We start from the raw sequence: 22,551 nt of genomic DNA, 5'->3' as shown, positions 1-22,551 counted from the left end.
TCGGTGCAGCGCGTCTACACTCAAATCCACCAATGGAGGTTGCGCCCGGCCGTGCGCCGGCAAAGGAGTGCGCCATGTCGCGTCATCCGCAGTGCGGCGGGCCAGCCCGGCAGCGGGGGGCCATCGGCCTGATGGCGGCCGCCACCCTCAGCCTGGCGCTGGTGTTGATGTTGCTGGTCGTGGACAGCAGCCGCTTGTACATGGAGCAACGCAAACTGCAGCGCCTGGTGGACACCGTCGCCCTCGAAACCGTCAGCCGTGGCGGCAATTGCCTGCCCGGCCTCACCGCCGCCAGTTACGCGGGGCAAAGCGCGACACGCAACGGGTTTGTCGCTAATGCCAACAACGTGCTCGTGATCGATTGCGGAAAGTTGGCGACAGCCGCCACCGGCTTGCGCACTTTTACGGTGGACGTGACGCAATCAGAGGCGGTCAAGGTCGCGGCCAACCGTACTGTCACCACCAGTTTCGCCGGGGGTGTGCAGGCGCTGTTCAGTGGCACACCCGTCAGCCTCAACACCGTGCTTTATGCTTCGGCGGTGGCGGCCAAACCCAAGCCGACCGTCGCCCAATTGAACATCCGCAGTAACCTGGCCAGCATCAACACCGCCCAATCGAACATCCTCAATCCGCTGTTCTCGGGGCTGCTCGGGGGCAACGTCAACCTGACGGCCCTGGGCTGGAACGGTCTGCTTAACACCGACATCAATCTGCTCAGCTACCTGAATCAACTGGCGATCAACCTCAACGTCGCCGCCGGCAATTACACCCAGCTGCTCAATACCCAGGCCACGGTGACCCAATTGATCCAGGCCGCGATTACGGCGGTGCAGCTCAATGGCGCCACCGCTGAAGTGATTACCGCGCTGGGCCAGCTGCAAGTGGCGGCGATCAATGCCGCACCGGTAAAACTCGGCGACATCCTGCAATTGCAGACCGGCACCACGGCCGCGGGGCTGGATGCCAATCTGCAGTTGTTGCAACTGGTCCAGGGCGTGATTCAGCTGGCCAACAGCAAGAGCGCGGTGGCCGCGACCCTGCCGATCAGCGTGCTGGGACTGGCGAATGTCACAGTGCGGGTCAAGGTCATCGAGCCGCCGCAGTTTTCGGCGATTGGCGATCCGGCGCTGGCGAAGGCCAACCCCACCGGGCCAAACCGGATTTATGTGCGCACTGCGCAGATTCGCACGCTGCTTTCGGTAAATCTGCCGGTGTTGTCCGGGGTGACCGGGCTGGCCAATGCGGTACTAGGGTTGGTTGGCACGCTGACGCCGACGCTCAATGCGCTGTTGAGCCTCAATCTGGTCGCCACATTGAACTCGGTCGGTTGCCTGCTCGGTGCCGGTTGTGAACAACTGGACCCGAAGCTGTTGCCCTCGCCGCAAATCGACATCAGTCTGGATGCCGGCGGCGCCATCAGTTACGTCACCGACTACAGTTGCCCGACCGGCAACACCGGTACCAAAAGCCTGACGGCCCGCACCATCACCTCGATTGCCGATCTCAAGCTGGGCAAGATCGACCCGACCAACGCTTTTTCATCTGCCGCCGAACCCACCGTCACACCCTTGCCGCTGGTGGACCTGGGCACGGTGACCTGCCACAAGATTCTGGGGATCGGCAGCTGTGACCCGAGCACTCACGTGCCATACGGCGCCGGCGGCATCGCGATCATGGTCAACACCAGCGTGGCCCAGAACACCCAGAACCTGGTGTTTTCCAGTGGCACACCGTTCGCCACACCGCCCAACCTGAAACTGCCGCCAAGCGTGATTGCCGCCGCGCCCTCAACCAATATCGTCAGCAGCCTGGCAAGCACCCTCGCCGGGATCAATCTGATCGTCTACAAACCCCAGGGCAGCAACCCGCTGGGGGCGATTGTCACCGGCGTCGCCAGCCTGATCAGCGATGTCACGACGATCCTGCAACCGCTGATCACCAACCTGGTGAGCCCGCTGCTGGATCCGCTGCTGAACAATTTGCTCAAGGGGCTGGGGATCAATCTGATGGATGTCGACGTTGGCGCCAACATGACCTGTGGCCAGACCGGCAAGGCGTATCTGGTGATCTAGTCGTCGGGGGCGATCGGCAGTTCGATGCAGAACCGTGCACCGTCCGCCGAGTTGCGCACGCTCAAGTGACCGCCCATGTTCTCGATGATCCCGTAACTCACCGACAACCCCAGACCGGTGCCGACGCCTATCGGTTTGGTGGTGAAGAACGGTTCGAAAATCCGCTCCAGCAGCCGCGGGTCGATACCCCCGCCGTTGTCCTCGACCCACAGCCGCACCTTCTGCTCGTCGCGCTCGGCGTAGATCGAAATCCACGGCTTGAACGTTGGGTCGCACTCGCGTTTGCCCAGCAGCGCATCCCGGGCGTTGACCATCAGGTTGATCAGCACCTGTTCAAGCTGATCGACGTACCCGCGCACCTGAACCTCGAACGCGGTTTCACTGATGCGCAAATCCACGCCTTTGCCGCGCATGCCTTCGGCCAGCAGCGACAGCGTGCCTTCGATGGCGCTGGCCGGGTTGAACAGCTGCTGCTCGATCTCGGAACGACGACCGAACACCCGCATGTGGTCCACCACTTTGGCGGCGCGCTGCACTTGGGCGTCGATGCGATTGAGTTTGTCGGTCAGGTAGTCGATCTGCGCATCGCCGTTGCTCAGGCGCTTCTGCACGTTGACGATGGCCATGCGCATGACGTTCAGCGGCTGATTGATTTCGTGGGCCAGGCCGGTGGCCATTTCGCCAAGGGTGGCCATTTTTGCGCTTTGCGTGAGTTGCTGCTGGGAGCGGCGGACTTCAGTGTTGTCGCGGCCAACGGCTTGGACTTCGATCAGTTTGCCGTGCTCATCGAACACGCCGCGATCCGACCACACCCACCATGCATGTTCGCGCCCCGGCAATTGCAGGTTGATTTCGGCGGTGCTGACAGGAGATTGCGGGGTCAACTGCGCCAGGCGCTCAACGAAGGCCGCGCGCTGAACGTCGGACATCCAGCTGCCCAGATCGACCCCGGCCAGGTCTTCGGGAGCGCATTCCAGATAGGTCGCCAGCGGCCGGTTGCCGAACGTCAGGATCAGGTCCGGGCGGTAGCGGCAGATCATCGCCGGCGAGTCCTCCACCAGAATCCGGTAGCGTTCCTCGCTCTGTCTGACCTGCTCGGCGGCCAGCGTCGCTTCGGTGACGTCCAGCCACAGACCGACGGCCTCCACCGGCAGGCCGAGGTCATTGCGCAACAGCCGGGCTTCGTCGAGCAGCCAGTGGTAATCGCCGCGATTGTCTCGCATGCGATAGCGGGCGTGCACCGAGCCTTCGCGCAGCAGTTGCCGGGTGCGCTCGAAATACAGGGCACGGTCATCCGGATGAATCCGCTCTGCCAGCGCACTGGCGTCACAGTCCTCCAGGCTCCAGCCCAGCAGCGGTTGCAGGCTGGCGCTGAAAAACGCCGGCAGCAAGGCGCCTTCGACGTAGTGCTGGACGTAAATCACCGCTGGTGAACTGGCGATCAGGTTGTCCAGCCGCGCATGGGCGGCGGCGGCCAGTTGCTGCTGGTTCTTGATGTCGCTGATGTCGAGCATGAAACCCACCAGACGCCGATGCTCGCCGGTGCCGGTGACCTGCCCCTGAAGCCGATACCACGCCGGCGTCTGGCTGGCGTCGCGAGCATGCAGGCGCACGCACAGGTTAAGGATTTCCCCGTGCAGTTGCAGGGCTTGCAGGCGGCTGCGGACTTCTTCGCGATCGGCAGGATGGATCAGCGTCAGCCAGGTGTCGAGCGTCAGCGTCGAGCTGTCCTGTTGCAGCGTGGCGGCCAGCGTCGGGGCCAGTTGAATCTGCTCGCTACTGCTGATTTCCCACCAGCCTGTGCCGAGCAGCGTCTGCAACGACTCCAGTCGTTCCAGTTGCAGTTGATGCTGTTGTTCGCGCAAGCGACCGAGCAGGGGGCCGGCCAGTGCACTCGCCAGCATCAGCCAGTCGCGGTCGGTCAGATACGGCGCGGTCTTGTCCACCGCGTAAAAACCGCAGAGCAGCCACGCCATCACGCCTCGATCATCGCTATAAGGCACGGCGAAGCCTTCGGCATTGCCGAACAGGCCCTGAACCCGCGAGTGTTCATACTGGCCGTAATGCTCACCCAAACGTTGCGGGCCGGTGCCGTTGAGACTGTCGAGCGGCGTGCCCAGACGCTGGCCGTCGTGCCACAGCGCCGGGGCGTCATGAGCGTGGAATTGTTGATGGATCTGCCAGCCTTGTTCCTGTTCATCGAGCAGGGCGAGCGCCAGGCACGGGATCTGCCAGCGCTGTGCGATCACCTGCAATTGTTCGCTGACAAGCATCGGTAACCGGCCCAGGCTGCAGCTGCGCACCTGTTTGCTGATCTGCTCGGCGAGCATGTGGCACGCCTCGCGCTGATGCGCTTGCTGGCGTTCAGACAACAGGTCGGCAATGTCGATCAGTTGCAGCAGCCAGCCATCGCCCAGCGGCTGGACCCAGCCGCGCAGGTGCAAGGTCTGGTCGCCCAGGCCGGGGAAGTCCAGGTCCAGCAGTTGGCCTTGCCAGTCCTGCGGCCGGCCCTCGATGGCCAGCGTGCTGTGTGCCAGCAGGTAGTCGTGCAACGGCAACGGTTTGTCACGGGGCGTCTGTTGCGCCAGCAGCAAGCGCAGCGGGCCGGCCATTTGCAATACGCCGCCTTCGTTGTCGAGGTGGATGTGCAGGCCCGTCAGCGGGGTACCGAGCACGTCCGGCAAATCGCTGGCGACCATGCTTCGCTTGAGCAGGCGGCCGAGCAGGTTGTCACCCGGAGTCAAAATTTAAGGCTCGAAATGGCGGTCAGGTTGGTGGGCAGGCTGGGGACAGCGCCGATGCCCGGCAACACCAGAAACGGGATGACCCGATTGAGTTTGCTCACCGGGTAATTGACGCTGACGGTGAGCGTGCCCTGAGTCGGGTCGTAGACCGTTGTCGTATCCGTGCCGACCACCACGTTCAGCGACGACGGCAGCACCGACAATTGCTGGGTCAACGCGGTATTCGCGGTGCTGACCAGCACGCTGGAATAGTTGGGAATCGCGGGATCGACCGCCACGGCGCGGCGGATGGCTTCGGCGGTGACCTGGTTGAACGTCTGCATCAGCACGAACGGCAGGCTGTAGCTGACCAGGCCATAAAACACCGCGAAAAAGATCACGAACACCAGGGCGAACTCGATCGCCACCGCACCTTTTTGCGCCTTCCGAGAGCCGGTTTTCATCCGTGCGTCTACCCTGACAGTCAATGCGTAGTATCAGCATAGAATCATTCAGCAAAAACGGACGGTTTTTACCGCATGCAAAGCCTTGTCCTTCTGATCTGGTTGACGGCGTGCGCGGCTCAGGATGCCCGGCAACGAAGGATTGCCAACGTTCTGACGCTGGGTGCCGCCGCTCTCGCGCTGGTCTATCTGCTGTCTTTCGGCACCACCTGGATGGGCGCCGAAGCCGGGCAGGGCGGCTGGGCCTGTGTCGTGGCGCTGGCGTTCACGCTGCCGGGGTATTTCATGGGGCGAATGGGCGCCGGCGATGTGAAATTAATGACAGCTCTCGGTCTTTCGACGGACGGCTTGTCGCTGCTCGGGATATTCATCGGCGCCGGTGCAGCGAGCCTGCTCTGGATTCTTCTGGCGCCAAGACTCTGGCTGCATATGAGTCAAGGGCTTAGGCATCGTCTTCGATATATGGCGCCATCCATGTCAAAAAAGCTGCCATTTGCGCCGTTCGTGCTGATCGGTTTTGTGCTTGCGCTACCTTGGATCCATTAGTCGCCGAACGCCACTAGTCTTATGTACATAGTCGGAAAGTGGGTCTACTTTCAAAGGTACTGGTTATACAGCCGACGGCTGACGGTACAGGAATGGTCAGCTTTGGCCTGGGCATGGAGTGGCACGTGAACAAGCTTACATCTGCGGTAAAAGTCCTCGTTGTCGACGATCAGCCTCTGATCGTCGAAGAACTCTGCGAATTTCTCGAGAGCAGCGGCTACCGCTGTGTGCCGTGCGAGTCCAGTAAAGAGGCGATCGAGCGTTTTTCGGACGACCTCGCGATCGGACTGGTGCTGTGCGATCTGCACATGCCGGACATGGACGGCATTCAACTGGTGCAGGAACTGCAACGGCTGGCCGGCAAACACCGGGCGTTCGAAGCGATCATGCTCACCGGCCGCGCCGACAAGCAGGACGTGATCAAGGCCTTGCGCGCCGGGATTGCCGACTACTACCAGAAACCGGTCAATCTCGATGAATTGCTCGAAGGCCTGCAACGCCAGGAAACGGTGCTGCAGGAGCGGCAGAAAACCCTGCAACTGGGCCATCTGAACCAGAAGCTTCAGGACCTGTCGTCGTCCATCGACGATCTTTATCAGGATCTGGACAAGGTGCGTCGAGGGCCGGCGCCCGTCACTGACGAAGCCACCCGCGAGACCGGTGAGCTGGAAATCCCGGCGATCTTCAATCAGCTGTCGCCGCGGCAACTGGACGTGGCGCGCCTGGTGGGCAAGGGGCAGACCAATTATCAGATTGCCTGTGAGCTGGGCATCACCGAAAACACCGTGAAGCTGTACGTTTCGCAGGTGTTGCGCCTGACCCACATGCATAACCGCACGCAGTTGGCGCTGGCGTTATCGCCGGGCAATTCCGGTTTGCGTCAGCGGGTGACTGCCCACTGAATCACACTGCCGGGCATTCTCTTTACCCGGCATTCACCTTTGGCTTGGGAAACAGGTTGTCGAGGGTTTCCAGCAGCCGCACGTGATAGATCGGCTTGCGAAACAGGTCCAGCACCTGCAACCGCAGCATGTCGCTCACGTCCTCCATGTCCGCATGTCCCGACGTCACGATCACCGGCAGATGCTGGCGCGAGGTGTGCTCGCGCAAGCGCTTGATCAGCGACATGCCGCTCTCTTCCGGCATGCGCAGATCGGTGATCACCAGGGCGATATCGGGATGGCGGGTCAGGTGATGCAGGGCGAGTTTGACCGATGTGGCGGTATGACAGACGAAGCCTTCGCCTTCCAGCAACTCCGCCAGCTCCAGCAACGCGTCCTCTTCGTCGTCAACCAGAAGCAACTGTTGGCGTGGGGAAGAAGACACGTTCATGGGCAGTACCTGAAAGCTGAATGGAAGATCGAGTGTAGCCCGACATCAGCAAGGTGCTGGCGCAACTTCGATTACGGAGTTGGCCGGGTTTGCGCAGTGCCGCCCAGCGACACCAGGACGTTGTTGAAGATCGCCAGCATACGATCACCCAGCGGGGTGACAAAAACGACAACCACCACGGCGACCATGGCCACGACGATGGCGTATTCGATCGCCGAAGCACCGTCTTCACGTTTGTACAACATCAGGGCTTTGGCCATTAAATAATCAACGATCATTCGAAACATGTGCCCACTCCTTTGCGCTCCTGGCGCCGATGAAACGGCAGCGGCAAAGCGTTCGCCGTGCCATTTGAGCATTGTCAACAAACCCCCTCCCAACAACTGTAAGAACGGATTAGTCATAAAGGATTAGTCGCTTCGTCTCTCCCGGTATTTCGACTGCTAATTGGCCAACACCCATACTTTCGTGGGTTATTTGCCTGTCAGTAATGGCGTTTTGGCTTGTTTCAGCTAGCGTGGAAATAGCGAAATAGTTGGATGTTCATAGCTGCCTGATTGCGATGTTCCCTTGGTAGGAAGTGCGGGCTGGTAGTGCAGCAGGAAAGGGAGAGCCGTCATGAACAGTCGTGTGACCATGGGCCTTGCAGCGGTGCTTTTACTGGGCGCCATCGTTGTCGGATATTGGGGCCTGGTGCTCAGCCGCCAACCCGCTCCGGTGGCCGAGGCTCCCGCGCCGACGGTGGTCACCGTCGAAAAAACCGTCGCTGCCGCCGAAGACCAGACCCGTCAACCTGTCGTGGTGCTGGTGCGTGACGTCCCGCCATTCACCCCCCTTACTGCCGCCGATCTGGCCGTTGAAAAACTGCTCAGCGCCCCCGCCGGCAGCCTCGGCACCATCGAGCAGGCCGTGGGCCGCACGCCGTGGCGCCACCTGAGCGCCGGCACCTGGCTCAACGAAGAAAGCTTCGAGGCTGGCGGCACACTGGCGCGCATGATCCACAGTGACGAGCGCGCACTGGCCGTGTCGGTCGATGAAGTGATCGGTGCGGCCGGGCAGTTGATCCCCGGGGATTACGTCGACGTGCTGTTGTACCTGCGCCAGGACGCCAGCAATCCGCAGCAGTCGGCACAGATTGTGGTACCGGCCATGCGCGTGCTGGGAGTCGGCGAACAGTACGGCCTGACCAACGACGGTCAGCCGTCCGCTCCCGCAATGAGTGCCGACGACAAGATCAAACAGGACCAGCGCCGGCTCACCGCGCGCACCGTGGTGCTGGCGGTGCCTGAACAATTGTTGAGTCGACTGATGCTCGCCACCCAGGTCGGGACGTTGCGCCTGGCCGTGCGCAGCAGTGAAGAACAGCGCCTGGCCAAGTACTGGGCCGGCGAAAGTCAGGCACCGGACAAACTGGTTGCCGCCAACAGTCAACTCTTCCAGTTCACGCAGCTGGCGCTGGGGACAGCGCCGAAAGCGTTGTCGAGCGGCGACCAAGCTGTGGCGGCACGGCCCGCAGTGGAAGTGATTCGCGGCAATCAGACCAACCAACAAAACCCATGACTGAGCAAGGATCCAAGTGCATGCAGAGTCGTTCCTGGCCGACCTTCAATCCCGTGCTCCGGGCCTTGCTGCTGATGGGACTGTCAATCAATGCCGCGCACGCGGCTACCGGCAACTGCGCGGCCCTCGGGCGCTTGCCGCCGGTGATCGAAATCAACGAAGGCTGGCAGCAGGACATGCAATCACCGGTGGCGATCACACGCCTGGCCATCGGTGATCCGAAAATCGCCGACGTGCATGCCAATGGCAATTCCTCGTTCCTGCTCACTGCCGTGGCGCCGGGCGCGACCAGTCTCATGGTCTGGACCGGCTGCTCCAGCGAGCCGCGTCAGAGCATGGTCTTCGTCAAGGGCGCCGCCACTTCGGCCCTCACCAACACCAGTGCGCTGCCGTCGGATGATGCGCTGTTGCCCTCGCAGGTCCAGACCGACATTCGCTTCGTCGAAGTCAGCCGCACCAAGCTCAAGCAGGCGTCGGCTTCGCTGATCGGCACCCGCGGCAACTTCCTGTTCGGCTCACCCGGAACCCTGCCGCCCATCGACGGCGTCCCGCAACCGCGATTGCCGGTGGACAACGCGCTGTTCAACTTCTCGTGGATCGGCGGCAAGACCATGGCGATCATCAATGCCCTCGAGGGCAGCGGCTTCGCCTACACCCTGGCGCGGCCAAGCCTGGTGGCTCTCAATGGGCAAAGCGCAAGTTTCCTCGCGGGCGGGCAGATTCCGATTCCGGTGCCCAGCTCCGGTAGCGACAACGTGTCGATCGAATACAAGGAATTCGGCATCCGCCTGACCCTGACGCCCACCATCATCAGCCACGATCGCATCGCCCTGAAAGTGGCACCGGAAGTCAGCGAACTGGATTTCAGCAAAGCGGTGAACATCGCCGGCACCACGGTGCCGGCCCTGGCCATCCGTCGCACGGACACCAGCATTTCCCTGGCCGATGGCGAGAGTTTTGTCATCAGCGGTCTGATCAGCACCACCAACTCATCCCAGGTCGACAAGTTTCCGGGGTTGGGCGATATCCCGGTGCTCGGGGCCTTTTTCAAAAGCTCGCAGATCAAACGCGAAGAGCGTGAGCTGCTGATGATCGTCACCCCGCATCTGGTGCGCCCGCTCTCGGCGGAGGCACAACTGCCGTCGTTGCCGGGTGAAAAACTGCGCAACTACGATCCGAATTTCTACCGCATGTTCTTCCTGGAAAACGGTAACTTCGACAAGCGCAGCGGGTTGTCCCAATGAGCCAGAGCCTGAGTCAGACCTTCCTCGCCATCACCCGCAACAACACTGATCTGGAGTGGCTGCAAAGCGCGCTTGCGCCGTTGGGTCAGGTGGTCAGTGCCGGTGGCGGCAGCCTCGACGAATTGCTCGCGCTGGTGGACGTCACCTTCGCCAGCCTGGTGTTCGTCGGTCTCGACCGTGAACACGTGGTGGCCCAGAGCGCGCTGATTGAAGGCGCGCTGGAGGCCAAGCCGATGCTGGCGATCGTTGCCCTCGGCGATGGCATGGACAATCAGCTTGTACTAAATGCGATGCGCGCCGGGGCACGGGATTTCGTCGCCTATGGTTCGCGCTCCAGCGAAGTGGCCGGGCTGGTGCGGCGCTTGAGCAAGCGCCTGCCGCCGGTGACTCATAACGCACAACTGGGCGGTCTGACGGTGTTGTACGGTGTACAGAGCAGTTCCGACGGCGCGCTACTGGCCAACCATATGGCACTGGTGGTGCAAAAGAGCGGACAGCAGACGCTGCTGCTGGATCTAGGTCTGCCCCGTGGCGACAGCCTGGCGTTGCTGGGGCTGGAGAGTTCGTTTCACTTCGGCGATGCCTTGCGTCACCTGCGCAGGCTCGACGCCACGTTGATCGACAGTGCGTTCACCAGCGCCGAAGCGGGGCTGCGGATTCTGGCGTACGCCGACAACGACGAGCCGCTGGAAAGCACCAGCGCCGCCGAGCTGTACATGTTGCTCAGCGCCTTGCGCCAGCACTTCCAGCACATCGTCGTGAACCTCACCGGCCAGCCCGACAGCGAAGCCCTGCGCACCTTCGTCAGTCATTGCGACAAGCTGCTGTGGTACACCGACCAGAGCGTTCTCGATTGCCGGCGCAATCTGGCGGTGTTCAATCTGTGGCGGGAAAAAGGCATGAAACTCGATCACGGACGCCTGCTGGTCGACCGCTATCTGAGCAACGTCGCGCCGGATGCGGACACCCTCGGCAAGACCTTCAACCTGGAAGTGATCGCCGTGCTGGCCTTGAGTCCGGAGCTGCGCATGAACGCCAAGAACCAGGGCGTCAGCCTGTTTGAACTGGCCCCCCGGGAGAAACTCACCCAGAGCCTGCGGGTGCTCGGCGAACGGCTGGCCAAACGCTCCGAAGGCCTGGCCAAACCCAAGGTCACCTGGTTCGACCGGTTGCGAGGCACCTCATGAGCCCGGAAAAACTCTTCGGTGCGCCGGCGCGTGGCCAGTCGGGCAACACCGACCACGAAGGCCTGAAACTGGTCCTGCATCGGTACATCATCGATGCCATCGAGGAGTCCGGGAAAAACCTGCTGGAAGGTTCGCGGCAGTTGCTGGCGCAATTTGTCACCGACAAGGTCGCCGAATACATCGCCCGTTTGCATCTGGCGATTTCACGTTACGAGATGGAGCGGCTGGCGGAAGAAATCGTCGATGAACTGACTGGATTCGGCCCGCTGGAAGTGTTGCTGCGTGACAGCGCCGTGACCGAGATTCTGGTCAACGGCCCGCACCGGGTGTTCGTCGAGCGCGACGGCGTACTGCATCAGAGTGACCTGCGTTTCATCGATGCCCATCACGTCGAACGGGTCATGCAGCGCATTCTGGCGCCGCTCGGGCGCCGGCTGGACGAGTCTTCGCCGATGGTCGATGCACGCCTGCCGGACGGCAGCCGGGTCAACGCGATCATCCCGCCGATTGCCCTCGACGGTCCGTGCCTGTCGATTCGAAAATTCCGCAAGGACATGCTCAAGAGCAGCGACCTGATTGCGATGCAGACCATCGACCTGCCGATTTTCGAGTGCTTCCAGGAGGCCGTGGGCAAACGCTGCAACATCCTGATCAGCGGCGGCACGGGCACCGGCAAGACCACGCTGCTGAACATTCTCAGCCAACTCATCAACCCCCACGAACGGTTGGTGACCATCGAAGACGTCGCCGAACTGCAACTCGGCCATCCTCACGTGGTGCGCCTGGAAACCCGGCCGCCGAATGCCGAGGGCCATGGCGAGGTCAAGGCCAGCGACCTGATCCGTAACGCCCTGCGGATGCGTCCGGACCGGATCATTCTCGGCGAGATCCGCGGCGTCGAAGTGCTCGACGTGTTGACGGCGATGAACACCGGTCACGACGGCTCGATGAGCACGGTTCACGCCAACAACGCCCAGGATGCATTGCTGCGTCTGGAAACGCTGGTCGGCCTGACCGGGCGCACGGTGGCCGAACGCACCCTGCGGCAGATGATCTGCGCGGCGCTCGACGTGATCATTCAATTGACCCGCATGCCCGACGGCCGCCGCTGTGTCAGTGAGGTGGTGGAAGTGGTCGGCGTGCGCGAAGACGTGTACGTCACCAACACCCTGTTCCGTCTGGATCGGCGCACCGGTTTCGGCTTCCTGCGCGAGGCGGTCAACCCGGCCGGCGACAAGTTGCGGCACGAGTCGAGTCTGGGCTGAGCGCATGGAGCCTTCGTCATGATCGGACCGGTGATCCTGATCGTCCTCTGCCTGCTGTTGTTGGGGCTGTCGATTCGCCTGTTCCTGCAAGGTGTGCGCAAGACTGCCAACGAACGGGTGCTCTCGCGCCTCGCCGCCGGGCAGCCCCAGGGCGTTGCCGAAAAAACCTCGTGGACCGGGCTGGAGCGGATGTTTTTGCGGGCCGGCCTCGGCCGGCCGAACGAGCACTTCGGGCTTTGGCTGTCGTTGTGGGTTGTGGCCATGATGCTGGGTTACCTGCTGGCCGACTGGATCGGTCTGCTGGTGCTGATACTCGCGCCGCCGCTGATTCTGCGGCTGTACATCGCGTGGCGATATCGGCGTCGGCTCAATCGGATGATCGAACAGTTGCCGCAGTTGCTCGACCACACCGTGCGCAGCCTCAAGTCCGGCCGGACCCTGAGCGATGCAGTGATGGGCGGCATCGAAACCAGTGAGGACCCGTTGAAAGCCGCGATGGGCCGGGTGCAGCGCAACGTGCAACTGGGGGTGAACCTGCCGGACGCGGTCAGTGATTTCGCCGAGCTCTACGAGCAGGACGAATTGCGCATGTTCGCCCTGGGCCTGAAGGTCAACCACCGCTACGGCGGCAATGCCAGCGAGTTGCTGGAGAACCTGATCAAGCTGATTCGCGAACGCGACCAGGGTGCCCGGCAACTGCGCGCGCTGACCGGCGAAACCCGGATGACCGCGTGGGTGCTCGGATCGCTGCCGGTGATCCTGGTCAGTTACTTCATGCTGACCAATCCCGGCTACATGCTCGGCATGTGGAACGACTCGGGCGGTCGGACCATGCTGATTATCGCGGTGGTGTTGCAGGTCTCCGGTTGCCTGGCGCTGTGGCGCATGTTGAGGAGTGTCTGACATGCTGATGCTGGCCAGTCTGATGCTGTTGCTCGGGGCGCTGTTGCTGGTCGGCAATCACCTGCTGACCGAGCGGCGTCGGGTGCGTCAGGTCAACCAGCGTCTGCAGGGACAGTTGGTGCGCGAGAACCGTTTCGGCAACTGGCTGCGGGCACTGGGCAGCAGTCGGTTCGGCCAGCGTTCGGTGAGCATCGACAGTGAAACCCAGACCCTGCTCAGCCGCCTCGGCTGGCGCCGGGCCAGCGAGCGCTCGCTGTTTGCCGCCTGCCAGATCGGCACGCCGCTGCTGACACTGGGGCTGGGCCTGTTTCTGAAAGAAGTGTTTTTTCCCCTCGCCCCCAACGGCTGGCTGGTGCCGATGATCGCCACAGGCGTTGGTTATCTTGTACCCAAACGCCTGCTGGCGTACGTCGCTGGCCGGCGGCAGAAAATCATTGCGGTGGAAGTGTCGACGTTCATTCCGCTGCTGCGGATCCTGTTCGAATCCGGCATGGCCGTCGAACAGGCGCTGCGTGTGCTCAGCCTCGAAGGGCAAAAATTGCTGCCGGAGCTGACCAGCGAACTGCGCCTGATTCTGGCCCGCGTCGACTCGGGCCTGGAGCTCGGACAGGAGCTGAACAAGGCGGCCGCGATGCTGGCGGTGGATGAGTTCACTGACACCTGCGTGATCCTGCAACAACTGATTCAACAGGGCGGCGGCGCGATGAAATCGCTGCTGACGCTCAAGCAACTGCTGGATGACCGACGCCTGACACGCTTGCAGGAATACATCTCGAAGATGTCGGCGAAGATGTCAGTGGTCATGATGCTGTTGCTGTTCCCGGCCTTGCTGATCGTTTTGGCGGGCCCGGGTTTTACCGCAATCACCCGGGCGTTTGCGTCCTGACAATGAAAATGACTATGGCGATGGAGAGCGATGGATGAAAGCACTGATGGTTGTGGCAAGTCTGTTGCTGCTCGGCGGTTGCGCAACGGACGGTCAGGCGCCGTGGACGACGATGCTGGCGCCGGCCAGTTGCAGCAAGCTGAGTTCCGAACAGGAGCTGTCGCTGAACCTGGCCGATGATCTGGTCAACGATGGCAAGCTGCACGCCAGCCTGGCCAACCTGCAGGGGCTGCCCGACAACCTCGTCGAGGTACGCCTGCGCAAGGCCAAGGTCTATCGCCTGCTGGGCCGCAGCGAAGCCGAGCCGTTGTATCGCAGCCTGCTCGGCACGTGCCTGAACGCCGACGCCGAACATGGTCTGGGCCAGTTGTATGCCGCCCGTGGCGACAACGGTCAGGCTCAGGCCCATCTGCAACGGGCCGCGCGATTGGCGCCGACCAATGAAGACATCCGCAACGATCTGGGCGTGGTGTACCTCAATCAGCTGCGGCTCGAAGACGCTCGCTTCGAGTTTCTGACGGCCATCGAGTTGAAGCAGAACAATCAATTGGCGACGCTGAATCTGGTGACCCTGCTGCTCTACCAGAACAACTGGCAGCAAGCTGCGGAAGTGGTCAGCCGCGCGCACCTGACCCCGGAACAGTTCACCGATGCCCAGGAACGCGCGGAGAAACTCAAGTCGCCGGTCAAGGCCAGACCTGTCGCTGGCAATCAGGTTGCCGTGGCGGTTGATGCGCAACCGGCGACGATCAAGTGAGCCTCAAGGAGCTGCCATGAATACGTTCAAGACGCTGTGCTGCCTGAGTCTGCTGAGTCTGCTGAGTCTGCCGCTCGGCGCACTGGCCATCGATGCCGGCCCGGCCTCGGCGCAGCAGCAGGAAACCGAAGGCTGGCTGTTGCTGCAAAGCCGCAACAAGGCTGCGTCCCCCGATCCGCAGGCGGCCACGGCCACCGAGCGTGAACTGGCGATGCAGCGCTGGCTGAAGAAGTACAAATATGAGATTCCCGATTTCTACGACCCGGATGCGGGTGGCAAGATCGAGAAGCAATAGTCGCGCTTCGCAGGCCACCGCAGTTGCCTGCGGCAGCGGCCTATAACTGATAGCTGAAACTGATGCTGTAGCGCGGCCGGCGATTGAAGGTGTCCAGCGCTTCATCCGACATTGCCTTGGCGGCTTCCAGGGCGATGTTGTAGTACTTCGCATCGCCAAATCTCAGACCGAACGCCGCCGATGACAGGTTGTTGGCCTGCACCGGCAATTCATTGAACCAGCTGCGCGAGCGGTCGAGCACGAAATACGGTTGCAGGATGCGCACCCAGTTGCCGTCGCGGTTGAAGCTGTAGTTGATCTCGTAAGCCACGCCCCAGCCCTTGTCACCGGACGCCTGATCGTCGGGATAACCGCGACCGAAATTCTGCCCGCCGAACACCGCGCGCTCGCTGTCGGGCAGGGTGTCGCTGGTCCAGTACAACGCGGCCGACAGTACCCCTTGCCAGTTATCGAGGAACTTGTTGCTCTGTACCCCCGACAGACGCACCCGGAAGAAGTCGAGGTCGATGGCGCTGTTGTTGGTGTGCGCACCCATGCTGTCGAAGCCCTGATAGACGCCGCCACTGAGGATCCGCAGTTGCCGGGCATCGGCCTTGCGCCAGTCGCTTTCGAAGGCGAGGGCGCGGATGTCGGTGCGTTCTTCGACGCTCAGCGGGTAGCCGATCACCTTGTAGCGGGTCTTGTCGTTGACGGCGTACAGGCGCGATCCGGCGGTCAGCAATTCATCCGAGGCGGCAATCAGCGGGAGGGTGAAACCGAGCGAATAACGATCGTTTTCACGGTGCGGCTTGAGTTCCAGTCCGTTGTTCAACAGCACGTTGGTGCCGGGGTCGGCGCGATAGCGTGAGGCCGACAGACTCAGTTGTGCGCCTTCATCGTTGATGAACTGGTTGTAGTCCAGCCGGTAGTAATGCTCGTGATCATCCCCCGGTGGAAACAGGCCGCTGAGGCTCAATTGTTCGCCCATCGACGTTTGTGAATTGCTGCTGACGCCGAGCAGGGCCTGGGTGCCGTTGCGGTTGTCTTCGGTGGTGCTCAGGGTGCTGGTGAACGGCTTGCGACTGGCCTGGGCCACCAGCGTCGTCGCGCCGTCGGTGGTGCCGGGCGGCGGCACCTGGGCCTGGATCGTCACGCCGGGAATGCGGGTCATCAGCGTGGTGTAGCGCTCGAACGTCTTGCGCGTCAGCGGGCGTTCGGCCTGGAGCTTGGCGGCCAGCCGGTCGAGCAGGGCTTTGACCCGTCCGACGTCGCCGGCGATCTGCACGTCGCGCACGTAACCTTCCACCAGCACCACGCGCGCCACGCCGTCATCGAAGGTTTGTTGTGGCAGGAAGGCGTAGGACAGCAGATAACCGTCCTGTTGATAACGACGGGTGATCGTGCGGGTGGCTTCGATCAGGTCGGCGAGGCTGCTCTCGCGGCCGATCAGGGGTTTGTAGATTTCGGCCAGTTCGTTCAGTGGATAGAGCGTGCCGCCTTCGATCTGCACGGTCCTGAGGTTGATCTTCGTGCCCATCAGCAACGGCTGGGCGGCCGTGGCGCCGGGCTCCGGCACTTGCAGCGGCGCGGCGTTCGGCCGGTAGGCGTCGGCGGGCAGGTTCGGCACCGGCAGGTTGCGGATGGTTTCGTTGCTGTTGAGAAAGCTGGGCAGGGTGTCGGCGAGGGCGGTGGAACTGAGACTGAGCAACAGCAGGGATGCCATGACGCGCATAGGACACTCCATGTTCAAACCCGCAGCACGGGGCAGGGTTTCTCCTAAGAAAAAAGCGGAAGACTCGTGGGAATCTTCCGCCCTCAACCAAGCGTAGGCGCTGTAGGTAAGGCCGTCGAATCGGCCAGGTGCAAATCAGCGATTGTTCCCTCCCAGGGCGCCGGTCAGGCCGCCGAGAACGCCACCCAGTCCGCCGCCGGTCCCGGTGGCAGTGCCACCGTTGACCAGTCCGCCGACTGCTGTGACCGTGTTGCCCACCGTGGTGACGGTGTTACCGACCGCGGTGACGACAGGATTGGCATTGGTGCTGGCAATCGTGTTGCCGAGATTGCCGACGGCGCCGCCAACCTGGCCGGTGAGACCGGCGACTGGAGAGCCGAGCCCGGTGGCGGCACCGACATTCTGGGTCAGGCTGGTGACCGCAGTGGTAACCGGTGCAAGTCCCGCACCCACGTTGTTGCCCAGGGTGGCCAGTGGAGTGGTCGGGCTGGTGATCGGCGATCCCGAGCCGCCAAGCACGGTGTTGAGCGAGGCTACGGTATTGCCCGCCGCTGCCAGCACACCACCCGGTGCGGCGAGGCTGCCATTGCCGCTGCTCAACCCGGCGCCGACGTTCACGACTGCGCCGCCGACGGTTTGCAGCAAGCCATTGTTGCCCAGACCACCACCGACGCCCGTTCCCGAACCGGTGCCGTTGGCGACCAGTCCACCGGCCTTGCCGACAGCAGTGCCGACATTGCTCAAGGCACCGCCGACAGTGTTGGTCAGGGCGTTGCCGTTGCCGGCGTCGGTGACTTTGTCGCCTACTCCATCGACGGTGCTGCCGACTTTCTGCAGCAGGCCGTTTACGGGAGCACCCAGCCCCGTAGCGCTGCCGAGTTTGTCCGTGGTGCTTTCGACCATGGCAATCACCGGTACCAGTTTGCTGCCCACTTCTTTGGTAACCGAGCCGAGCGGGCCGGTGGTGGTAGCGGTGCTGAGCGTGTCACCGAGCATGGTGACTTTTTCACCGACTCCGTTGAGCAGTGGAGCGACTTTGGTCACCACACCGCCGACCACTGGAACGCTGCCGGTGGCAGTCGCCAGTTTGCCGCTGAGGTCGGACACGCCGTTGCCCACATCCTGCACCACGCCGCCGACAGCCGAAGCGGTGACGCCCAGACCGTTGTCGGTGGTCGCCAGTTTGCCGATGCCGTTGGCTACGCCGTCGCCCAGCGTGGTCACCACGTTGCCGGCGGTTTTCGCTGCGCTTTGCACCACACCGCCAACGACCGGCACGCCGCTCAGGGAGTCACCGACCTGGCCGACACCATTACCCACTCCGCTGACGGTATTGCCGACGTCCTGCACCAGTGTGGTGGTAACCAGAGGCGTCGGAGTGCCCGGATTGGTGGGGTTGGTCGGGTCCGTCGGGTCGGTGGGATTGGTCGGATTGGTTGGATCCGTCGGGGTCGTCGTGCCGCCAGTTCCGCCGGTGCCACCCGTGCCCGCCGTATCACCGGTGCCTCCGGTACCGCCCGTGCCGCCAGTACCCGCAGTCGAACTGTCGGGGGAAGAGCTGCCGGAGCTGCTGTGATGACCGCCGCCGCCACTGCTGCAACCGGCCAGACCGAGAGAGAGAATAAGGGCCAGTGCTGTTGCCGATTTGCACCACGCCTGAGCTTTCATGTGGGTTTTCATGAGGGTTATTCCTTGCACCTGTCACAACGTTCGTTGACTTCGACGGCTCGCCGGTTCTGTTGCCGGCAATGCCTTCGTCCGTTGTGCTCATATCAGTCGCAAGGCTGGATCCACGCCATTCTCAAGTTGGTATTAACGCCTTTATGCAGGGGGCGGCGAGTGCCGCCTAACGACTAATACCGAGGATATAGGCGCGCAAAAAAAAGCCTTGAAAATCAAGGCTGGGTTTCGGCGAGGGACGTTTGTGCGGCGCGGGAAAACTTAAGTGATATATACACAATTGAGCAGGTTTTCCCGGCCTCGATGTCAGGCTACCGGCTGCCAGTTGCCCACCATGTGCTCCAGATCCCCGGCGCCGATCAGGCGTAACTCACCGCTGGAACCGGCAGCGCTGGCGAACAGACTCACCTCGCTCGGCAGGCGCACCGGTTTGCGAAAGTGCACGGTGACCTCAAGGTTGGCCTTGGGCAGATGATCCGCCAGTGCCGCCAGCGTCCGGGCCTTGTTCCACAAACCATGAGCGATGGCGGTTGGGAAACCGAACAGTTTGGCGCTGGCCGCACTCAAGTGAATCGGATTGTAGTCGCCGGAGACTTTGGCGTACTGCCGGCCGATGTCCGTCGGCGCCTTCCATTGCGCCACTTGCGCGAGGGGCAGCGTCGGCTCCCAAGTCTGTTCGACCGGTTCGCCTTCGAGCTTCACGCCGCGACAGAGCATCCGGCTTTCGGCTTCCCACAACGGGCCGAGTTGATCGTCGAGAGTGGTCAGCAGATCGAAGGTCGCGCCCTTCGGATGCGGTTGCAGGTTATGCACCCGGACGCTGACTTGCGCACGACTGATCCCGCCCATCGGCCGCAATACGCGGATGCGGTTGCTCAGATGAATCAGCCCCAGCAAAGGGAACGGAAACTCTTTGGCCGTCAGCAATTGCATCTGCAGGGCGAACGCCAGGATATGCGGATAGGTCGGCGGCAGCAGACCGTCATCGGTGAAACCGCAGACCTTGCGATACGCCGCCAGCCGTTTTCCATCCACCTCGACGGCACAGCGCAAGCCGCTGTCGGGCAGAGTGGTGCCGGTGATTTTGCGTCGGGTCGCCGCCCGGGCATACAGCCCCGGCAGGCTCGGCTCGTGGTGCAGCGTTTGCCATTCGATGGTCATGTTCAGGCCCCCAGAACGCTTTGGCCGCACACCCGCAACGCTTGCCCGGTGAACGCGCCGGTGCCCGGTTGGGCCAGCCAGGCCACGGCTTCGGCGACGTCTTGCGGCAGGCCGCCCTGGCCCAGCGAACTCATGCGCCGGCCGGCTTCGCGCAGGCCAAAGGGGATGTGCGCGGTCATCTGGGTCTCGATGAACCCCGGCGCCACGGCGTTGATGCTGATGCCGCGTTCCAGCAGCGTCGGCGCCCAGGCCTGGGCCAGTCCGATCAGGCCGGCCTTGCTCGCCGCGTAATTGGTCTGCCCGCGATTGCCGGCGATGCCGCTGATCGAGGCCAGCAGAATCACCCGCGCGTTATCGCGCAAAGTGCCGCTGTCGAGCAGGGCCTTGGTCAGCACTTGCGGCGCGTTGAGATTGACCGCCAGCACCGCGTCCCAGAACTCGGGCGTCATGTTGGCCAGGGTCTTGTCGCGGGTGATGCCGGCGTTGTGCACCAGAATATCGAGGCCGTCCGGCAACTGTTCGATCAGTTGCGTAGCGGCGTCTTCGGCGCAGATGTCGAGGGTGATGGCGCGCCCGCCGAGGCGAGCGGCCAGGGCTTCGAGATCGGTTTTCGCGGGCGGCACGTCGAGCAGGACTACCTCGGCGCCGTCACGGGCCAAAGTTTCGGCGATGGAGGCGCCGATGCCGCGCGCCGCGCCGGTGACCAGCGCCTTGCGCCCGGCCAGCGGGCGGGTCCAGTCGGTGACCTGAGTGGCGCAGGCCGTCAGACGAATCACTTGCCCGGACACGAAAGCGCTTTTCGGCGAGAGGAAAAACCGCAGCGGCCCTTCGAGCTGATCCTCGGCGCCTTCGCCCACGTAGATCAGTTGCAGCGTGCCGCCGCTGCGCAGCTCCTTGGCCAGTGAGCGGGAGAAACCTTCAAGCGCTCGTTGCGCGCTGGCGGCAAACGGTTCGCGCAGGGTTTCCGGGGCGCGGCCGAGAATCACCAGGTGCGCGCTGCTGTCGAGGTTCTTCATCAGCGGCTGGAAGAATTCGCGCAGCTGCTTGAGCTGGTCGGTGTGCTGCAAATCGCTGGCGTCGAACACCACGGCCTTGAGTTTCGGGCCATGGCCGGGAATCCATTGGGTGGCAGTTGCCGGCTGGTCGCCGTAGCGGTAGATCGCGTCGGTCAGGCGATTGGCGAATGCACTGACCCGTTCGGCCAGCGGCCCGCCGCCGATCAGCAGCGCACCGTCCACCGGCCGCAGGCGCCCGGCCTGCCAGCGTTCCAGCCGCACCGGCGACGGCAGGCCCAGGGCCCCGACCAGACGGTGGCCGATGGACGAGTTGGCGAAGTCGATATAGCGGTCAGACATGGAACGCTCTCCAGAAGATGGGGTTCAAAGTGTGGACTGCGAAGGGCAATCAATCGTTCGATCCACGCAATAAGGCCTACGCTAGAACAGCAGAGTAGTTTGCCCTCGGCGCTTTTGTGGCCCGACCGGGTTTTCAGCGCTCGATTTTCAGACCGGATATTTCACAAGGAGCATTTCATGAGTCAGCTGCGCCGCGTCGCGATCATTGGTGGCAACCGCATTCCGTTCGCCCGTTCCAACGGGCCGTATGCCACCGCGAGCAATCAGGTGATGCTCACCGCTGCCCTCGAAGGCCTGATCGAACGCTACAACCTGCACGGCCAGCGCATCGGCGAAGTGGTCGCGGGGGCGGTGCTGAAATTGTCACGGGATATGAACCTGACCCGCGAATGCGTGCTCGGCTCGCGTCTGTCGCCAGCCACCCCGGCCTATGACATTCAGCAGGCTTGCGGCACCGGCCTGGAAGCCGCTTTGCTGGTGGCGAACAAGATCGCCCTCGGCCAGATCGATTGCGGCATTGCCGGCGGCGTCGACACCACGTCCGACGCGCCGATCAGCGTCAGCGAAGGCCTGCGCAAGATCCTTCTGCAAGCCAACCGCGCCAAGACCACCGGCGACAAGCTCAAGACCTTCCTGCAATTGCGCCCGAGACACCTGATCCCCGAGTTTCCGCGCAACGGCGAACCGCGCACCGGCCTGTCGATGGGCGAGCACTGCGAGTTGATGGCGCAGACCTGGAACATCCCCCGCGAGGAACAGGATCAATTGGCCTTCGAAAGCCATCACAAACTGGCGGCGTCCTACAGCGAAGGCTGGCACAACGACCTGATGACCCCGTTCCTCGGCCTCACCCGCGACAACAACCTGCGCCCGGACCTGACCCTGGAGAAACTCGCGACCCTGAAACCGGCCTTCGAAAAAAGCGCCAAGGGCACGCTGACCGCCGGCAACTCCACGCCGCTGACTGATGGCGCCTCGGTGGTGCTGCTGGGTAGCGAGGAGTGGGCGAAGGAGCGTGGTCTGCCAATCCTCGCGTATCTGCGCGACGGCGAAGCGGCGGCGGTGGATTTCGTCAACGGCGCCGAAGGGCTGCTGATGGCTCCGGTATATGCGGTACCACGGTTGCTGGCGCGCAATGGTTTGACCTTGCAGGACTTCGACTACTACGAAATCCACGAAGCCTTTGCCGCGCAAGTGTTGTGCACGTTGAAGGCCTGGGAAGATCCGGAATACTGCAAGACCCGGTTGGGGCTGGATGCGCCGCTGGGCTCGATTGATCGCAGCCGTTTGAACGTCAAGGGCAGCTCGCTGGCGGCGGGGCATCCGTTTGCTGCGACGGGCGGGCGGATCGTGGCGAACCTGGCGAAGTTGCTGGATGCGGCGGGGCAGGGGCGGGGGTTGATTTCGATT

The 22,551-nt window shown here is 62.7% G+C and carries 20 protein-coding genes; 12 read left to right on the top strand and 8 right to left on the bottom strand.

The features are described from left to right. Positions 1 to 74 precede the first annotated feature (74 nt). The gene (locus CAF90_RS28195; RefSeq protein ID WP_085609194.1) at positions 75 to 2,072 is read left to right on the top strand and encodes a pilus assembly protein TadG-related protein; all 1,998 of its coding nucleotides are present in this window, start codon (positions 75 to 77) and stop codon (positions 2,070 to 2,072) included. Here the strand turns inward: CAF90_RS28195 and CAF90_RS28190 are convergent. Continuing rightward, complete coding sequence (locus CAF90_RS28190; RefSeq protein ID WP_085609193.1) at positions 2,069 to 4,816, bottom strand: PAS domain-containing protein; 2,748 nt, start codon at positions 4,814 to 4,816, stop codon at positions 2,069 to 2,071. The two genes, CAF90_RS28195 and CAF90_RS28190, sit on opposite strands and share 4 nt — an antisense overlap. Next, the gene (locus CAF90_RS28185; RefSeq protein ID WP_085609192.1) at positions 4,813 to 5,259 is read right to left on the bottom strand and encodes a TadE/TadG family type IV pilus assembly protein; all 447 of its coding nucleotides are present in this window, start codon (positions 5,257 to 5,259) and stop codon (positions 4,813 to 4,815) included. Before CAF90_RS28185 ends, CAF90_RS28190 begins: the two co-directional genes overlap by 4 nt. Positions 5,260 to 5,334: 75 nt before the next feature. On the opposite strand from CAF90_RS28185, the gene CAF90_RS28180 reads away from it, so the two are divergent. Together CAF90_RS28180 and CAF90_RS28175 are read left to right on the top strand one after the other, a co-directional pair. Continuing rightward, positions 5,335 to 5,805 (top strand): prepilin peptidase, encoded by a 471-nt coding sequence (locus CAF90_RS28180; protein WP_085609191.1) that lies wholly within the window; start codon positions 5,335 to 5,337, stop codon positions 5,803 to 5,805. Between the two features lie 125 nt (positions 5,806 to 5,930). Then, positions 5,931 to 6,707, top strand: coding sequence for a response regulator transcription factor (locus CAF90_RS28175; protein ID WP_085609207.1), 777 nt, complete (start codon positions 5,931 to 5,933; stop codon positions 6,705 to 6,707). 22 nt (positions 6,708 to 6,729) lie between these two features. Here the strand turns inward: CAF90_RS28175 and CAF90_RS28170 are convergent, their stop codons facing one another. Together CAF90_RS28170 and CAF90_RS28165 are read right to left on the bottom strand one after the other, a co-directional pair. Continuing rightward, the gene (locus tag CAF90_RS28170; RefSeq protein WP_007958451.1) at positions 6,730 to 7,137 is read right to left on the bottom strand and encodes a response regulator; all 408 of its coding nucleotides are present in this window, start codon (positions 7,135 to 7,137) and stop codon (positions 6,730 to 6,732) included. Positions 7,138 to 7,208: 71 nt separating this feature from the next. Further along, entirely contained in the window at positions 7,209 to 7,424 is a 216-nt protein-coding gene (locus tag CAF90_RS28165) for a Flp family type IVb pilin (RefSeq protein ID WP_170929432.1), read from the bottom strand. Between the two features lie 331 nt (positions 7,425 to 7,755). Between CAF90_RS28165 and cpaB the strand changes: the two genes are divergently transcribed. Genes cpaB through CAF90_RS28125 form a run of 8 tightly spaced genes read left to right on the top strand, consistent with a single transcriptional unit; the run spans position 7,756 to position 15,234 of the window. Then, entirely contained in the window at positions 7,756 to 8,697 is a 942-nt protein-coding gene (gene cpaB, locus CAF90_RS28160; RefSeq protein ID WP_085609190.1) for a Flp pilus assembly protein CpaB, read from the top strand. A gap of 20 nt (positions 8,698 to 8,717) precedes the next feature. Beyond that, complete coding sequence (locus CAF90_RS28155) at positions 8,718 to 9,941, top strand: type II and III secretion system protein family protein (protein WP_085609189.1); 1,224 nt, start codon at positions 8,718 to 8,720, stop codon at positions 9,939 to 9,941. Beyond that, complete coding sequence (locus tag CAF90_RS28150) at positions 9,938 to 11,128, top strand: Flp pilus assembly protein, ATPase CpaE (RefSeq protein WP_007958455.1); 1,191 nt, start codon at positions 9,938 to 9,940, stop codon at positions 11,126 to 11,128. The genes CAF90_RS28155 and CAF90_RS28150 overlap by 4 nt, the downstream gene beginning before the upstream one ends. Continuing rightward, a complete protein-coding gene (locus CAF90_RS28145; protein WP_085609188.1) occupies positions 11,125 to 12,393 on the top strand; it encodes a CpaF family protein in 1,269 nt (422 codons plus the stop codon). The genes CAF90_RS28150 and CAF90_RS28145 overlap by 4 nt, the downstream gene beginning before the upstream one ends. An 18-nt stretch (positions 12,394 to 12,411) precedes the next feature. Then, the gene (locus tag CAF90_RS28140) at positions 12,412 to 13,296 is read left to right on the top strand and encodes a type II secretion system F family protein (protein WP_085609187.1); all 885 of its coding nucleotides are present in this window, start codon (positions 12,412 to 12,414) and stop codon (positions 13,294 to 13,296) included. A 1-nt stretch (position 13,297) separates the two neighbouring features. Then, positions 13,298 to 14,182, top strand: coding sequence for a type II secretion system F family protein (locus CAF90_RS28135; RefSeq protein WP_085609186.1), 885 nt, complete (start codon positions 13,298 to 13,300; stop codon positions 14,180 to 14,182). A 34-nt stretch (positions 14,183 to 14,216) separates the two neighbouring features. Beyond that, positions 14,217 to 14,939, top strand: a complete 723-nt coding sequence (locus tag CAF90_RS28130) for a tetratricopeptide repeat protein (RefSeq protein WP_007958459.1) — start codon at positions 14,217 to 14,219, stop codon at positions 14,937 to 14,939. A gap of 16 nt (positions 14,940 to 14,955) precedes the next feature. Then, positions 14,956 to 15,234: a DUF3613 domain-containing protein gene (locus tag CAF90_RS28125; RefSeq protein ID WP_085609185.1), complete on the top strand. Its 279-nt coding sequence runs from the start codon at positions 14,956 to 14,958 to the stop codon at positions 15,232 to 15,234. 40 nt (positions 15,235 to 15,274) lie between these two features. On the opposite strand, the gene CAF90_RS28120 is transcribed toward CAF90_RS28125, so the two are convergent. From CAF90_RS28120 to CAF90_RS28105, 4 genes are all read right to left on the bottom strand, one after another. Further along, entirely contained in the window at positions 15,275 to 16,945 is a 1,671-nt protein-coding gene (locus CAF90_RS28120) for a ShlB/FhaC/HecB family hemolysin secretion/activation protein (protein ID WP_085609184.1), read from the bottom strand. A gap of 135 nt (positions 16,946 to 17,080) precedes the next feature. Beyond that, positions 17,081 to 18,613, bottom strand: a complete 1,533-nt coding sequence (locus CAF90_RS28115) for a collagen-like triple helix repeat-containing protein (protein WP_085609205.1) — start codon at positions 18,611 to 18,613, stop codon at positions 17,081 to 17,083. Between the two features lie 318 nt (positions 18,614 to 18,931). After that, the gene (locus CAF90_RS28110) at positions 18,932 to 19,786 is read right to left on the bottom strand and encodes a MaoC family dehydratase (RefSeq protein ID WP_085609183.1); all 855 of its coding nucleotides are present in this window, start codon (positions 19,784 to 19,786) and stop codon (positions 18,932 to 18,934) included. Between the two features lie 2 nt (positions 19,787 to 19,788). Further along, complete coding sequence (locus CAF90_RS28105) at positions 19,789 to 21,141, bottom strand: 3-oxoacyl-ACP reductase (RefSeq protein ID WP_085609182.1); 1,353 nt, start codon at positions 21,139 to 21,141, stop codon at positions 19,789 to 19,791. Between the two features lie 177 nt (positions 21,142 to 21,318). On the opposite strand from CAF90_RS28105, the gene CAF90_RS28100 reads away from it, so the two are divergent. Then, positions 21,319 to 22,551, top strand: a 1,233-nt coding sequence (locus tag CAF90_RS28100) for an acetyl-CoA C-acetyltransferase (RefSeq protein WP_085609181.1), incomplete at its 3' end; no start/stop codon positions are given.

Origin of the sequence: Pseudomonas sp. B37(2017) (assembly GCF_002112885.1) — a bacterium.
GTDB lineage: Bacteria > Pseudomonadota > Gammaproteobacteria > Pseudomonadales > Pseudomonadaceae > Aquipseudomonas > Aquipseudomonas paraglycinae.
Note: the sequence above shows the minus strand (reverse complement) of the source record. Positions and strands in the feature narration are given on the sequence as shown.